This window comes from Burkholderia sp. NRF60-BP8, assembly GCF_001522585.2.
Taxonomy (GTDB): domain Bacteria; phylum Pseudomonadota; class Gammaproteobacteria; order Burkholderiales; family Burkholderiaceae; genus Burkholderia.
Window position 1 is genome coordinate 539853 of the sequence record NZ_CP013373.1, and the last position, 13062, is coordinate 552914.

Here is a 13062-nt window from a genome sequence, read left to right on the forward strand (position 1 = left end):
TTGACCGTGATGCGCAGATGATCGCGCGTCGCGGGCGGCGCCGGCAGTCGGCCGTTCGGCTAGCGCGCGGCGGCGCGTCCGGTGCGTGCGCCGCGCGGCTTGAACAGCTTGACGGTGCGTACGGCCTGATCGTCGCTGCGCATCACTTCGAGCATCACGTCGCCGATTTTCACGCACACGTCGTCTTCCGGAATTTCCTCGAGGATCTCGAGTACCAGTCCGTTCAGCGTCTTCGGCCCGTCGGTCGGCAGTTTCAGGTGCAGCCAGCGGTTCAGTTCGCGCAGCGGCATGCTGGCCGAGACGATGCATTCGCCGTTCTCGTCCCAGCCGCCCGCGCGTTCGCTGCGCGGCATCGACGTCGTGAATTCGCCGATCAGTTCCTCGATGATGTCCTCGGGCGTGACGAGCCCCTCGAGTTCGCCGTACTCGTTGACGACGAGCGCGGTGCGCTGCCGGGTTTCCTGGAAGAACTGGAGCTGCTGGACCACCGGCGTGCCCGACGGCACGTAGTACGGTTCGGCGAGCAGCGCGCGCAGCGTCTCGCGGTCGAAATCCTGGTTGTGCAGCGCGGTGAGCGTCTTGCGCACGTGCAGCACCCCGAGCACCTTGTCGATGTCGCCTTCGTAGACGACCAGGCGGTTGTGATAGCAGGTTTCGAGCTGATGCAGGATGTCGTCGAGCGGCGCGTAGAAGTTGAGCGACTCGATCTGGCGGCGCGGCACCATCACGTCGTCGACCGTGATGTTCTCGAGGTCGAACAGGTTGAGCAGGATGCTGCGGTGCTTGGTCGGCATGAAACTGCTCGATTCGAGCACGATGGCGCGCAGCTCGTCGGCCGACATCCGCTGGTCGCGGCCCTTCTTCGTGTTGATGCGCAGCGCCCACAGCACGCCGTTCGCGAGCGCATTGACGAACCAGACGACCGGCTTGAACACGCGCATCAGCGGGGCGATCACGAGGCTCGCGGGCAGCGCGATGCGTTCGGGGAACGTCGCGCCGACGATCTTCGGCGCGATTTCCGCGAACACGATGATCAGGAACGCGACGACGCCGGTCGCGATCGACAGCGCGAGGTTGTTGCGGCCGAACGTATGGAGCGCGAGCGAGGTCGTGAGGACCGGGATGATCGTGTTGAACAGGTTGTTGCCGATCAGGATCACGCTGAGCAGCAAGTCAGTGCGCGTGAGCAGCCCCTGCGTGGTTTTCGCGCCGAGTACGCCCTGGCCGGCGAGATGCTTCAGCCGATGGCGATTGAGCGCCATCATCGCGGTCTCGGAAATGGAAAAGAAGCTGGAACAGAGGAGAAGCAGGAAGACGGCGCCGATTTGCGCCCATAAGGGAATTTGGTCCACGCGTTGGAAAGGGCAGTGAAGGACAGGGATGGGGGAAATATAGCAGAGGCCGGCGACCGCGATGTGTCGCGCGCGACACGGGGGCCGCGGCCGCCGGACGAAAAAAAACCGTGCACACGGTGCACGGTTTTTTTAAATCTGGTCGGGGTGAGAGGATTCGAACCTCCGGCCTCTACGTCCCGAACGTAGCGCTCTACCAGGCTAAGCTACACCCCGATTTTTGCTCTTCGGACTTCGCCGTCTTCATGAAGATCGCTGCGTCGTCTCAAGCAAGAACGTAACTATAACGATGTTTTTTCTAAAAGGGAATACTTGGATGAAGAAATTTTTCGGGACAAGGCCTCGCTCACCGTTCGCGGCGTGCTTACGATTGCCGCGACGTCGAGTATGAGCACAACCCGAGCAGGCTTTCCTTGTAGATCGAATCGGGGAACGCGGCAATCGCCGCTGCGGCCACCTGCGCTTCCTGACGCGCGCATTCGAGCGTGTGATCGAGCGCGCCCGAGCGCGTGATCGCTTCGAAAATCGTGTCGAAGCGATCGGTGCCGCCCTGTTCGATCGCCTCGCGTGCGAGCGCCGACTGTTCGGGCGTGCCGCGCTCGATCAGATAGATGAGCGGCAGCGTCGGCTTGCCTTCGCGGAGATCGTCGCCGGCATTCTTGCCCATCGCCTCGGCGGTGCCTGCATAGTCGAGCCAGTCGTCCATGATCTGGAACGCGGTGCCGATCCGGCGGCCGTATTCGGCTGCGGCGGCCTCGGTCGGCGCATCGGCGCCCGCGAGCACGGCGCCCAGACGGGCCGACGCCTCGAACAGCTTCGCCGTTTTGTAGCGGATCACCTGCATGTAGCGCGCTTCGTCGACGTCCGCGTCGTGCATGTTGAGGAGTTGCAGCACCTCGCCTTCCGAAATGATCGTCGTCGCTTCGGACAGGATCTCCATCACGCGCATCTTGCCGACGCCGACCATCATCTCGAACGAGCGCGAGTAGAGGTAATCGCCCACCAGCACGCTCGCCGCGTTGCCGAACAGCGCATTGGCGGTCTGGCGGCCGCGGCGCAGCTCGGATTCGTCGACGACGTCGTCGTGCAGCAGCGTGGCCGTGTGGATGAACTCGACGACGGCGGCCAGCACGTGCCGCTGGTGCGACGTTTCGCCGAGCGCGCCGGCGACGAGCAGCAGCAGCGCCGGACGCAGCCGCTTGCCGCCCGCGCCGATGATGTACTCGGCGATCTGGTTGATCAGCAGCACGTCGGACGCGAGGCTTTGCCGGATAACGCGATTCACCTGCTCCATGTCGCTGGTGATCGGGGCGAGCAGGTGGGCGGCGCTGAGGGTGGGGGAGGCGGTGGACGACGACATGATGATGGAATTGGGTGATGCCGCGGATTATAAGTCGAATCCGCGATATGCCGGTCTGTCAGACGTACCGGCAGCGCGATTTTGGCCGTCCGGCCGAGGCCCGCGCGCGGCAATCGTCGATCGGCTTTGACTTGGGTGCTAACCCCATGTATAATCACGTGTTTTCCGCGCGTGGTGTGCGGAAAAATTGGATCCAGAGTGAGGTTCTCAATGTACGCGGTCATAAAAACCGGCGGCAAGCAGTACAAGGTTGCCGTTGGCGAAAAACTCAAAGTAGAACAGATACCGGCTGACATTGACGCTGAAATCACGCTCGACCAGGTTCTCGCAGTGGGCGAAGGCGAATCGATTAAGTTCGGTGCGCCGCTGGTCAGTGGGGCTTCCGTCAAGGCCACCGTTGTGTCGCACGGTCGTCATGCCAAGGTCACCATCTTCAAGATGCGTCGCCGGAAGCACTACCAAAAGCACGGCGGCCACCGCCAGAACTACACCGAGCTGCGCATCGACGCGATCAACGCGTAAGCGCCTCGGTAAAGGAGCAATCAGATGGCACACAAAAAGGCAGGCGGCTCTTCCCGGAACGGCCGCGACTCCGAGTCGAAACGTCTCGGCGTGAAAGTGTACGGCGGCCAGGCGATCAATGCCGGCGGCATCATCGTGCGTCAGCGCGGTACGCGCATGCACGCTGGCGATAACGTCGGCATGGGCAAGGATCACACCCTGTTCGCGCTGGTCGACGGTCACGTCAAGTTCGCGACGAAGGGCGCGGACAAGAAGCATCTGGTCATCGTCGTCCCGGCGGCTGCCTAAGTCAGGCACCCACGGGCTTCGTAGCCGAAAGGCCCCGCAGTCTTCGCGGGGCCTTTTTTATTGGGTCGCCGGGCGCATGTGCGTGCCGGCGACCCTCGCGCAACCGGCGTGCGATCGGCCGAACGGCAGATTGTTCAAGCGCGCCGGCGCGCGGCACAATAGCGGAAATACTGGGCGGAGTGACGAATGAAGTTCATTGACGAAGCACGAATCGAAGTCATCGCCGGCGACGGAGGCGATGGCAGCGCGTCGATGCGCCGTGAGAAATTCGTCCCGTTCGGCGGGCCGGACGGTGGCGACGGTGGCCGGGGCGGCAGCGTTTACGCGATCGCCGACCGCAACATCAACACGCTGATCGACTACCGTTACGCGAAGAAGCACCTCGCGCGCAACGGCGAGAACGGTCGCGGCTCGGATTGCTACGGCAAGGGCGGCGACGATGTCACGCTGCGCATGCCGGTCGGCACGATCATCAGCGACATGGATACGGGCGAGCTGATCGCCGATCTGACCGAGCACGGCCAGCAGGTGATGCTCGCGCAGGGCGGCGCCGGCGGCCTCGGCAACCTGCATTTCAAGTCGAGTACGAACCGCGCGCCGCGCCAGAAGACGGACGGCAAGCCGGGCGAGCGGCGCATGCTGAAGCTCGAGCTGAAAGTGCTCGCCGACGTCGGCCTGCTCGGCATGCCGAACGCGGGCAAGTCGACCTTCATCTCGTCGGTGTCGAACGCGAAGCCGAAGATCGCCGATTACCCGTTCACGACGCTCGCGCCGAATCTCGGCGTGGTGCGTGTCGGCCCGAGCAAGAGCTTCGTGATCGCCGATATCCCGGGGCTGATCGAGGGGGCGGCCGAAGGCGCGGGCCTCGGGCATCAATTCCTGCGTCACCTGCAGCGTACCGGCGTGCTGCTGCATCTGGTCGATCTCGCACCGTTCGACGAAAGCGTCGATCCGGTCGCGGAAGCGAAGGCCATCGTCGGCGAGCTGCGCAAGTACGACGAGGCCCTCTACGAGAAGCCGCGCTGGCTCGTGCTCAACAAGCTGGACATGGTGCCGGAAGACGAGCGCGAGGCGCGCGTCGCGGATTTCCTCGACCGCTTCGGCTGGGACGGCCCCGTGTTCGAGATCTCGGCGCTGACGGGCCAGGGCTGCGAAGCGCTGTGTTACGCGATCTACGACTATCTCTCCGAACACTCGGACGCGCATCGTGCGGCGGAGGCGGAGGATCTCGCGGCCGACGTGCGTTTCCGCGATGCGCCGCCGGCGAAGGGCGGTGCGGCGCCGGGCGACGACGCCTGAACGTTCGCTGACGCGCCGGGCGTGCCGCCCGGCGTTGGCGTTCAATCGCGCCCGGCCGGGCAGGCATCAGATACAGGAGACAGTGCAGGATGCGTTCGATCATCGCGGATTCGAAGCGATTGGTGGTGAAGGTGGGCTCCAGCCTCGTGACCAACGACGGCAAGGGGCTCGATCATGCTGCGATCGGCCGCTGGGCGGCTCAGATCGCTGCGCTGCGTGCGCAGGGCAAGGAGGTCGTGCTCGTCAGTTCGGGCGCGATTGCCGAAGGCATGCAACGGCTCGGCTGGAGCAAGCGGCCGCGGGAAATCGACGAGCTGCAGGCCGCCGCCGCGGTCGGCCAGATGGGGCTCGCGCAAGTCTACGAAAGCCGCTTCACCGAGCACGGCATCCGTACCGCGCAGATCCTGCTCACGCACGCCGATCTGGCGGATCGCGAGCGCTACCTGAATGCGCGATCGACGTTGCTCACGCTGCTGCGGCTCGGCGTCGTGCCGATCATCAACGAAAACGACACCGTCGTCACCGACGAAATCAAATTCGGCGACAACGACACGCTCGGCGCGCTCGTCGCGAACCTGATCGAAGGCGATGCGCTGATCATCCTCACCGACCAGTCCGGGCTGTTCACGGCCGATCCGCGCAAGGACCCGAACGCGACGCTCGTCGGCGAGGCCAATGCAGGCGCGCCGGAGCTCGAGGCGATGGCAGGCGGGGCCGGCTCGAGTCTCGGTCGCGGCGGGATGCTGACGAAGATCCTCGCGGCGAAGCGTGCGGCGCACAGCGGCGCGAATACCGTGATCGCGAGCGGCCGGGAGGCCGACGTGCTCGTGCGTCTGGCGGCCGGCGAGGCGATCGGCACGCAACTGATCGCACGGACCGCGCGGATGGCGGCGCGCAAGCAATGGATGGCCGACCATCTGCAGGTGCGCGGCCATGTCGTGATCGACGCGGGTGCGGTCGAGAAACTGACGGCCGGCGGCAAGAGCCTGCTGCCGATCGGCGTGACCGACGTGCAGGGCGCGTTCGCGCGCGGCGAGGTGATCGCCTGTGTCGGCCCGGACGGGCGCGAGGTGGCGCGCGGGCTCACGAACTACAGCAGCGCGGAAACGAAGCTGATTCACCGCAAGCCGAGCGGCGAGATCGAGACCGTGCTCGGCTATATGCTGGAACCCGAACTGATTCATCGCGACAACCTCGTGCTGGTGTAATCGCCGGCCGGTTCCGTCGTTCAAGTGAAAAAGCCCGCGCGATGCGGGCTTTTTCATGCGCGGGACGATGCGGGCAACCCGCATCGCGTGCCGTCAGCGCAACTGCGTCATCGCGGTGCGGTGGAACCGGATGTTTTCGAGAATCTGCCGGGTCGAGCCCTGCGGCATCTTGTTCGAACAGAAGTAGTCCTGGTAGAGCGCGGAGTGGTAGGCGTTCAGCTCGCCGTTCTCGATGCGCCGCCAGTCGTTCTCGACCGTGCGATCCCAGCCGTCGTGGTCCGAGTTCAGGCCGGCGTACTGGCGCCATTCGTAGGTGTCGCAGCGGATGCCTTCGTAGTTCACGTTGCGCGCACCGGCCGGGCTCGTGATGACGACTGCGTAGCGCACGACGCCGTCGGTACCGACGTCGAGCGATTTCGCATCGACGAAGAACTTCAGCGGCGTGTTCTGCGACACGTTGAACGGCAGCAGGTCGCCCGTTTGCGGCAGCGGCGGCAGCGTATCGACGGCGTTTTCCTTCCAGGTCCCCTGACGGTCGAGCAGGTACACGAACTCGCTGTCATCCTTGTTGGACGGCGCTTTCGAGTTCGCGCAGCCGGCCAGGGCGGCCACCGCGGCGATCGATGCGAGCGCGAGAGCAATCGCTTTCAATATGCATTCCTCGTAAAAAAAGGGCGCGACACCAAGGTCGCGCCCGGTCATGCAGTCCGACTCGTCATTTGCCGACGATCACGCGGGGCGGTATCTCGTCGAGCGAGCTCGCCTCCACTTCGATCTCCGAACAGACCACCGATGTGTCGACAATCGTCAGCGGCTGGGCCGGTGCGCCAATGACGCGCGGATAGCGCGACACACGCGGCCCGCGCGGCTTCTCGGCTCGCTGCGCCGGGCGGCGCAGGAAGCGCGACAGTTCCGTCAGCGCCAACTGATAGACATCCCGCTTGAACTCGATCACCGCATCGAGCGGCACCCAGTACTCGTTCCAGCGCCACGCATCGAACTCCGGGTGGTCGGTCGCGCGCAAGCAAATGTCGCAATCGCGTCCGACCATCCGCAGCAGGAACCAGATCTGCTTCTGGCCGCGGTAATGACCGCGTACTTCGCGTTTGATGAACTTGTCAGGCACCTCGTAACGCAACCAGTCGCGGGTGCGGCCGATTATCTTGACGTGTTCCGGATGCAGGCCCGTTTCCTCGTGCAGTTCCCGGTACATCGCCTGCATGGGGGTCTCGCCGTACTTGATCCCACCTTGAGGAAACTGCCAGGAATGCTCGCGGAGCCGCTTGCCCCAAAACACCTCGTTGCGCGCGTTCAAGAGGATGATGCCGACGTTCGGGCGAAAGCCTTCACGATCCAGCATACAACCACCTTCGAATCCTTTAAAATTGCTTTGATTATAAACAGATAACGGGCGCTGCGCACCGTGACGGAGCGAATCCGCGCGGGGCACACCGGCTGAATTGTCCCTGATTAGTCTGCTACGTCATCTGCGCCATCGCTGTTCACGGCGCGCAGCTTTTTCACCTTGAAACTTTTTCGGGCGCCCCGCCTGGGGGCGCCGTTTTTGGAACCGTCCGCATGAAAGCTTCCCGTTTCTTTATCGGCACCCTGAAAGAGGCACCGGCCGACGCAGAGATCGTCAGCCACAAGCTGATGGTCCGCGCCGGCATGATCCGTCGCGTCGCCGGCGGCATCTATAACTACCTGCCGGTCGGCCTGCGCTCGATTCGCAAGGTCGAGGCGATCGTGCGCGAGGAAATGAACCGGGCGGGCGCCATCGAGCTGCTGATGCCGGCCGTGCAGCCGGCCGAGCTGTGGCAGGAGTCGGGCCGCTGGGAGCAGTACGGCCCCGAGCTGCTGCGCTTCAAGGACCGCAAGGACAACGATTTCGTGATCGGGCCGACGCACGAGGAAGTCGTCACCGACATCGCGCGCAACCAGATCAAGAGCTACCGGCAGATGCCGGTGAACTTCTACCAGATCCAGACGAAGTTCCGCGACGAGATCCGTCCGCGCTTCGGCGTGATGCGCGGCCGCGAATTCATCATGAAGGACGCGTATTCGTTCGACAAGGACGCGGCGGGCCTGAATGAGTCGTACCGCAAGATGTACGACGCGTACGTGCGCATCTTCACGCGTCTCGGCCTCGAGTTCCGGGCGGTCGCGGCCGACAGCGGCTCGATCGGCGGCAACTTCTCGCACGAATTCCACGTGATCGCCGATACCGGCGAGGACGCGATCGCGTACTGCCCGACGTCCGAATTCGCGGCGAACGTCGAGGCGGCCGAAGCGCTGCCGCTGATTGCCGAGCGCGCGGCGCCGGCCGAAGCGATGGAAAAGGTCGCGACGCCCGGCAAGGCGAAGTGCGAGGCCGTCGCCGAACTGCTGGGCATCCCGCTCGAGCGCACGATCAAGTCGATCGTGCTCGCGACCGACAACGAAGGCGCCGAGCCGACCATCTGGCTCGTGATGCTGCGCGGCGATCACGACCTGAACGAGATCAAGGTGTCGAAGCTGCCGGGCCTGAAGAACCACCGCTTCGCGACCGAGCAGGAAATCGTCGAGTGGTTCGGCACGCCGCCGGGCTACCTCGGCCCGGTCGGCACGAAGAAGCCGGTGAAGGTGATCGCGGACCGCACGGTCGCGAACATGAGCGACTTCGTCGTCGGCGCGAACGAGGTCGACTATCACATCGCCGGCGTGAACTGGGGCCGCGACCTGCCGGAGCCGGAAGTCGCCGACGTGCGCAACGTGAAGAAGGGCGACCCGTCGCCGGACGGCAAGGGCGCGATCGACATCTGCCGCGGCATCGAAGTCGGCCACGTGTTCCAGCTCGGCACCAAGTACTCGGAAGCGATGGGCGCGACGTTCCTCGACGAGTCGGGCAAGCCGCAGCCGATGCTGATGGGCTGCTACGGCGTCGGCATCACGCGTATTCTCGGCGCGGCGATCGAGCAGAACTTCGACGATCGCGGCATCGTCTGGCCCGAGTCGATCGCGCCGTTCGAGGTCGTGCTGTGCCCGATGGGCTATGACCGCAGCGACATGGTGCGCGAGACGGCCGACAAGCTGTACGCGGAACTCGTCGCGGCCGGCATTGACGTGATCCTCGACGATCGCGGCGAACGCCCGGGCGTGATGTTCGCCGACTGGGAGCTGATCGGCGTGCCGCATCGTCTCGTGATCGGCGAGCGCGGGCTGAAGGAAGGCAAGATCGAGTACCAGGGCCGCCGCGACACCGAAGCGACGCTGCTGCCGGCCGACACGGCCGCGGCGACGGTCGCGGAGAAGATCCGCGCCGCGCTCGCGCACTAAGCGCGGCGACCGGGGGACACGATGGAATACACGTTCCTGTCGGCCACCGTGCTCCTCGTGCTGATCACGGATCCGCTCGGCAACATCCCGCTGTTCATTTCGGCGATGCGCGACGTGCCGCGCGAGCGGCGCGTGAAGCTGATCCTGCGGGAAGTGGGCATCGCGTTCGTGATCCTGCTGTTCTTCATGGTGGTCGGCGATCGCTTCCTGCGGATGATGAGCCTCACCGACCTGTCGCTGCGGCTCGGCGGCGGGATCGTGCTGTTCCTGATCGCACTGCGGATGATCTTCCCGCATCCGGACGGTGCGCTCGGCAGCGATCCGCGTGCGGGCGGCGAGCCGTTCATCGTGCCGCTCGCGATCCCTGCGCTGGCCGGGCCGTCCGCGCTCGCGACGGTGATGCTGCTGACGTCGCAGGCGCCGGGCAAGATGTTCGAGTGGGTCGGCGCGCTGACGGTCACGATGATCGTCTGTGCGATTACGCTGGTGCTGGCCGAAAGGATTCAGGCGTGGCTCGGCGAGCGGACCGTCGCCGCGTTCGAGCGGCTGATGGGCCTCGTGCTCGTCGCGATCTCGGTCGAGATGCTGCTGGCGGGCATTCGCGCGTTCGTGCACCAGTTGCAGCCGTAGCGCGGGCGGCGCGGTCGACGAAAAAAGCGGCGCTCCGGGAAACCGGAGCGCCGCTTTCTATTGATATAGCCGGCGGGGCGGCGATCAGACGTTCGCGGTCAGCGCGCGGATCGTCGGCAGGTTGCGCCAGTAGCCCTTCGCGTCCATCCCGCAGCCGAACACGTAGCGATCCGGCACCGAGAAGCCGCAGAAGTCGGGGTGCAGCGGTTTCGCCTTCGCGAGCGTCTTCTCGCACAGCACGGCCGACATGAAGCGCTGCGCGCCCATGTCGAGGATGCGGTCGCGGATCGCGGCCATCGTCTCGCCTTCGTCGAGGATGTCGTCGAGCACGAGCACGATGCGGTCCTTCACTGATTCGCGCGGCGCGACGCGCCAGTGCATTTCCGGGCTGCCCTGCGTCGTGTTGCGGTAGCGGGTCAGGTGGATGTAGTCGAATTCGAGCGGGAAATCGAGATGCGGCAGCAGCATCCCGGTAAACACCGCGGCGCCGCCCATCACCGAGAGAACGAGCGGGAACGCGTCGCCGATCTCGGCGCGGATCGCGTCGGCCATCTTCGAGATCGACGCGTTGACGGCGTCGGCCGAGACGATCTCTTCGGAGTGGTCGAAAATGTGGAGGGCTTCTTCGCGGTTCATGTGTTCTGGCGGGCAGTCGGTATACAAATAAGGATGAAGCAGAACGGCAGGCGCGCGCTACGGCAAAAACCCGCGCGCTGGCCGACGGGCGAAATCAGCGCATGCCGGGCATCATGCCCTTCAGGCCGCGCATCATCTTCTGCATGTTGCCGCCCTTCAGCTTCTTCATCATCGTACGCATCTGATCGTACTGGTTCAGCATCCGGTTGACTTCCTGCACCGGCACGCCCGCGCCGGCTGCAATGCGACGCTTGCGCGTCGCCTTGATGATTTCGGGTTTCGCGCGCTCGGCGGGCGTCATCGAGCTGATGATGCCTTCCATCCGGCGAATCGACTTCTCCGCCTGGCCCATGTCGGCGCCGGCTGCCGCCTGCTGGAACTGCGCGGGGAGTTTGTCCATCAGCGACGACAGGCCGCCCATGTTCTTCATCTGCGAGATCTGCGCGCGGAAATCGTTCAGGTCGAAGTCGCCGCCTTTCTTGACCTTGTCGGCGAGCTTCTGCGCGGCCTGGACATCGACGCCGCGCTGCGCTTCCTCGACCAGCGCGAGGATGTCGCCCATGCCGAGGATCCGGTTGGCCATCCGGTCGGGGTGGAACACCTCGAGGCCGTCGAGCTTCTCGGCGACGCCGACGAACTTGATCGGCTTGCCCGTGATGTGGCGCACCGACAGCGCGGCGCCGCCGCGCGAGTCGCCGTCGAGCTTGGTCAGCACGACGCCGGTGAGCGGCAGCGTGTCGTTGAACGCCTTCGCGGTGTTGACCGCGTCCTGGCCGAGCATCGCGTCGACGACGAACAGCGTTTCGGCCGGCTTCAGCGCACCGTGCAGCGCGGCGATTTCCTGCATCATCGCTTCGTCGATGCCGAGGCGGCCGGCCGTGTCGACGATCAGCACGTCATGGTAGTGGCGCTTCGCCCAGTCGACGGCCGCGAGCGCGATGTCGACGGGTTTCTGGTCCGGCGTCGACGGGAAGAAATCCGCGCCGACCTGTTCGCTCACCGTTTTCAGCTGCATGATCGCGGCCGGGCGATACACGTCGCACGATACGGTCAGCACCTTCTTCTTGTACTTCTCACGCAGCAGCTTCGCGAGCTTGCCGGCGGTCGTGGTCTTGCCCGCGCCCTGCAGGCCGGCCATCAGGATCACGGCAGGCGGCGTGACCGCGAGGTTCAGCTCGGCGGCCTTGCCTTCGTAGTCGCCGCCGATCACGGCGGTCAGTTCCTTCTGGACCACGCCGACGAGCGCCTGGCCCGGCGACAGGCTGCTGATCACTTCTTCGCCGAGCGCCTTTTCCTTGACCTTGGCGATGAATTCGCGGACGACCGGCAGCGACACGTCGGCTTCCAGCAGCGCGAGACGCACCTCGCGGAGCATCTCCTGCGTGTTCGCCTCGGTGAGCCGGGCCTCGCCGCGCAGCGTCTTGACGACGCGCGCCATCCGTTGAGTGAGATTGTCGAGCATGGGGAGCGATGGACAGTGGGGCCCGAAGGCGCGGCGGAACCGAACAAAGGGAGCCGTCGCGGGAAGGGGGCCTAGTGTAAACTTCGAACATGGATATTGTACTGTATGCCCTCACCGCATTCCTGTACGGCGGCCTCGCCGTCGCCGGCTGGCGCGCGCACCGCCAGGGCGCGACGCCGCTCGTCGCGAGCGTGCCGGCCGTGCCGGTTCCCGCGTCCGCCGCGTCCGGGATGAGCGGGGCCGGCCGTGCGCTGCTGTTCGCCGCGTTGGTCGCGCACGGCGTGCTGCTCCACATGACGATCTTTCCGAACGACGCGATGGTGTTCGGCTTCGCGTTCGCGCTGTCCGCGATGTTCTGGCTCGGCGCCGGCATCTACTGGATCGAGAGCTTCTTCTTCCCGCTCGACAGCCTGCGCCTGCTGGTGCTGCCGCTCGCGTGCGGCGCGTCGCTGCTGCCGCTCGTGTTCGGCGGCGTGCGGGTGCTTCCTTATGCCGCGGCGCCGCTGTTCAAGCTGCATTTCCTGATCGCGAACATCGCGTACGGCCTCTTCGCGATCGCCGCGCTGCACGCGATCCTGATGCTGATGGTCGAGCGGCGCCTGCAGTCGCTGCGCAGCGGCGGGCGCGACGGCTCGACGGGCTGGATCGCGAGCTGGCTCGAAACGCTGCCGCCGCTGCTCACGCTCGAGAAGCTGCTGTTCCGCCTGATCGGCGCCGGCTTCGTGCTGCTCACGCTGACGCTCGCATCGGGCATCCTGTTCAGCGAGCAGGTCGACGCGCGCGCGTTGCGGCTCGATCACAAGACGGTGTTCGCGATCCTGTCGTGGCTGATGTTCGGCGGCCTGCTGATCGCCCGCAAGACGTCGGGCTGGCGCGGCCGCGGCGCCGCGCGCTGGGTGCTCGTGTCGTTCGCCGCGTTGCTGCTCGCGTATGTCGGCAGCCGGTTCGTTTTCGAGGTGCTGCTGCACCGCTCCGTGGTTTGACCGCAGG

13 protein-coding genes and 1 tRNA gene are annotated in these 13062 nt (G+C 65.3%); 7 read left to right on the forward strand and 7 right to left on the reverse strand.

Going from position 1 to position 13062, the window contains the following annotated elements:
* Positions 1 to 59: 59 nt before the first annotated feature.
* From WS54_RS15640 to WS54_RS15650, 3 genes are all read right to left on the reverse strand, one after another.
* Positions 60 to 1352: an HlyC/CorC family transporter gene (locus tag WS54_RS15640; RefSeq protein WP_059779117.1), complete on the reverse strand. Its 1293-nt coding sequence runs from the start codon at positions 1350 to 1352 to the stop codon at positions 60 to 62.
* Positions 1353 to 1491: 139 nt separating this feature from the next.
* Positions 1492 to 1568 (reverse strand) — tRNA-Pro (locus WS54_RS15645).
* A 148-nt stretch (positions 1569 to 1716) separates the two neighbouring features.
* Positions 1717 to 2712, reverse strand: a complete 996-nt coding sequence (locus WS54_RS15650; protein ID WP_059779119.1) for a polyprenyl synthetase family protein — start codon at positions 2710 to 2712, stop codon at positions 1717 to 1719.
* A 210-nt stretch (positions 2713 to 2922) separates the two neighbouring features.
* Here WS54_RS15650 and rplU point away from each other — a divergent pair, with 210 nt between their 5' ends.
* From rplU to proB, 4 genes are all read left to right on the forward strand, one after another.
* Complete coding sequence (gene rplU, locus WS54_RS15655; protein WP_027783472.1) at positions 2923 to 3234, forward strand: 50S ribosomal protein L21; 312 nt, start codon at positions 2923 to 2925, stop codon at positions 3232 to 3234.
* Positions 3235 to 3258: 24 nt separating this feature from the next.
* Positions 3259 to 3522, forward strand: a complete 264-nt coding sequence (gene rpmA, locus WS54_RS15660) for a 50S ribosomal protein L27 (protein WP_034206341.1) — start codon at positions 3259 to 3261, stop codon at positions 3520 to 3522.
* Positions 3523 to 3708: 186 nt separating this feature from the next.
* Positions 3709 to 4821: an Obg family GTPase CgtA gene (gene cgtA / locus WS54_RS15665; RefSeq protein ID WP_059779120.1), complete on the forward strand. Its 1113-nt coding sequence runs from the start codon at positions 3709 to 3711 to the stop codon at positions 4819 to 4821.
* An 89-nt stretch (positions 4822 to 4910) separates the two neighbouring features.
* The gene (gene proB / locus WS54_RS15670; RefSeq protein ID WP_034206343.1) at positions 4911 to 6029 is read left to right on the forward strand and encodes a glutamate 5-kinase; all 1119 of its coding nucleotides are present in this window, start codon (positions 4911 to 4913) and stop codon (positions 6027 to 6029) included.
* Between the two features lie 93 nt (positions 6030 to 6122).
* Here proB and WS54_RS15675 read toward each other — a convergent pair whose 3' ends face one another.
* Both WS54_RS15675 and WS54_RS15680 read right to left on the reverse strand, forming a co-directional pair.
* On the reverse strand, positions 6123 to 6731 hold the full coding sequence (locus WS54_RS15675; protein ID WP_059779121.1) for a CNP1-like family protein: 609 nt from the start codon (positions 6729 to 6731) through the stop codon (positions 6123 to 6125).
* 13 nt (positions 6732 to 6744) lie between these two features.
* Positions 6745 to 7389: an RNA pyrophosphohydrolase gene (locus WS54_RS15680; RefSeq protein WP_059779122.1), complete on the reverse strand. Its 645-nt coding sequence runs from the start codon at positions 7387 to 7389 to the stop codon at positions 6745 to 6747.
* Between the two features lie 218 nt (positions 7390 to 7607).
* Between WS54_RS15680 and WS54_RS15690 the strand changes: the two genes are divergently transcribed.
* Together WS54_RS15690 and WS54_RS15695 are read left to right on the forward strand one after the other, a co-directional pair.
* A complete protein-coding gene (locus tag WS54_RS15690) occupies positions 7608 to 9344 on the forward strand; it encodes a proline--tRNA ligase (RefSeq protein WP_059500922.1) in 1737 nt (578 codons plus the stop codon).
* A gap of 21 nt (positions 9345 to 9365) precedes the next feature.
* Positions 9366 to 9974: a MarC family protein gene (locus WS54_RS15695; RefSeq protein WP_006496761.1), complete on the forward strand. Its 609-nt coding sequence runs from the start codon at positions 9366 to 9368 to the stop codon at positions 9972 to 9974.
* A gap of 84 nt (positions 9975 to 10058) precedes the next feature.
* Here WS54_RS15695 and WS54_RS15700 read toward each other — a convergent pair whose 3' ends face one another.
* Both WS54_RS15700 and ffh read right to left on the reverse strand, forming a co-directional pair.
* Positions 10059 to 10610 carry a hypoxanthine-guanine phosphoribosyltransferase gene (locus WS54_RS15700; RefSeq protein WP_006489240.1) on the reverse strand — a complete coding sequence of 184 codons (552 nt, stop codon included), beginning with the start codon at positions 10608 to 10610 and terminating at the stop codon, positions 10059 to 10061.
* Positions 10611 to 10704: 94 nt separating this feature from the next.
* Complete coding sequence (gene ffh / locus WS54_RS15705; protein WP_059779123.1) at positions 10705 to 12072, reverse strand: signal recognition particle protein; 1368 nt, start codon at positions 12070 to 12072, stop codon at positions 10705 to 10707.
* Positions 12073 to 12161: 89 nt separating this feature from the next.
* Here ffh and WS54_RS15710 point away from each other — a divergent pair, with 89 nt between their 5' ends.
* The gene (locus WS54_RS15710) at positions 12162 to 13055 is read left to right on the forward strand and encodes a cytochrome C assembly family protein (RefSeq protein ID WP_034206348.1); all 894 of its coding nucleotides are present in this window, start codon (positions 12162 to 12164) and stop codon (positions 13053 to 13055) included.
* Positions 13056 to 13062: the final 7 nt, after the last annotated feature.

Excerpts from the sequence above, each read along its gene's own strand:
- proB (WP_034206343.1), top strand. The coding sequence starts at position 4,911 with ATGCGTTCGATCATCGCGGATTCGAAGCGATTGGTGGTGAAGGTGGGC.
- WS54_RS15710 (WP_034206348.1), top strand. The coding sequence starts at position 12,162 with ATGGATATTGTACTGTATGCCCTCACCGCATTCCTGTACGGCGGCCTC.
- WS54_RS15650 (WP_059779119.1), bottom strand. The coding sequence starts at position 2,712 with ATGTCGTCGTCCACCGCCTCCCCCACCCTCAGCGCCGCCCACCTGCTC.
- WS54_RS15700 (WP_006489240.1), bottom strand. The coding sequence starts at position 10,610 with ATGAACCGCGAAGAAGCCCTCCACATTTTCGACCACTCCGAAGAGATC.
- WS54_RS15690 (WP_059500922.1), top strand. The coding sequence starts at position 7,608 with ATGAAAGCTTCCCGTTTCTTTATCGGCACCCTGAAAGAGGCACCGGCC.
- ffh (WP_059779123.1), bottom strand. The coding sequence starts at position 12,072 with ATGCTCGACAATCTCACTCAACGGATGGCGCGCGTCGTCAAGACGCTG.
- WS54_RS15675 (WP_059779121.1), bottom strand. The coding sequence starts at position 6,731 with ATGACCGGGCGCGACCTTGGTGTCGCGCCCTTTTTTTACGAGGAATGC.
- rplU (WP_027783472.1), top strand. The coding sequence starts at position 2,923 with ATGTACGCGGTCATAAAAACCGGCGGCAAGCAGTACAAGGTTGCCGTT.
- cgtA (WP_059779120.1), top strand. The coding sequence starts at position 3,709 with ATGAAGTTCATTGACGAAGCACGAATCGAAGTCATCGCCGGCGACGGA.
- rpmA (WP_034206341.1), top strand. The coding sequence starts at position 3,259 with ATGGCACACAAAAAGGCAGGCGGCTCTTCCCGGAACGGCCGCGACTCC.
- WS54_RS15680 (WP_059779122.1), bottom strand. The coding sequence starts at position 7,389 with ATGCTGGATCGTGAAGGCTTTCGCCCGAACGTCGGCATCATCCTCTTG.
- WS54_RS15695 (WP_006496761.1), top strand. The coding sequence starts at position 9,366 with ATGGAATACACGTTCCTGTCGGCCACCGTGCTCCTCGTGCTGATCACG.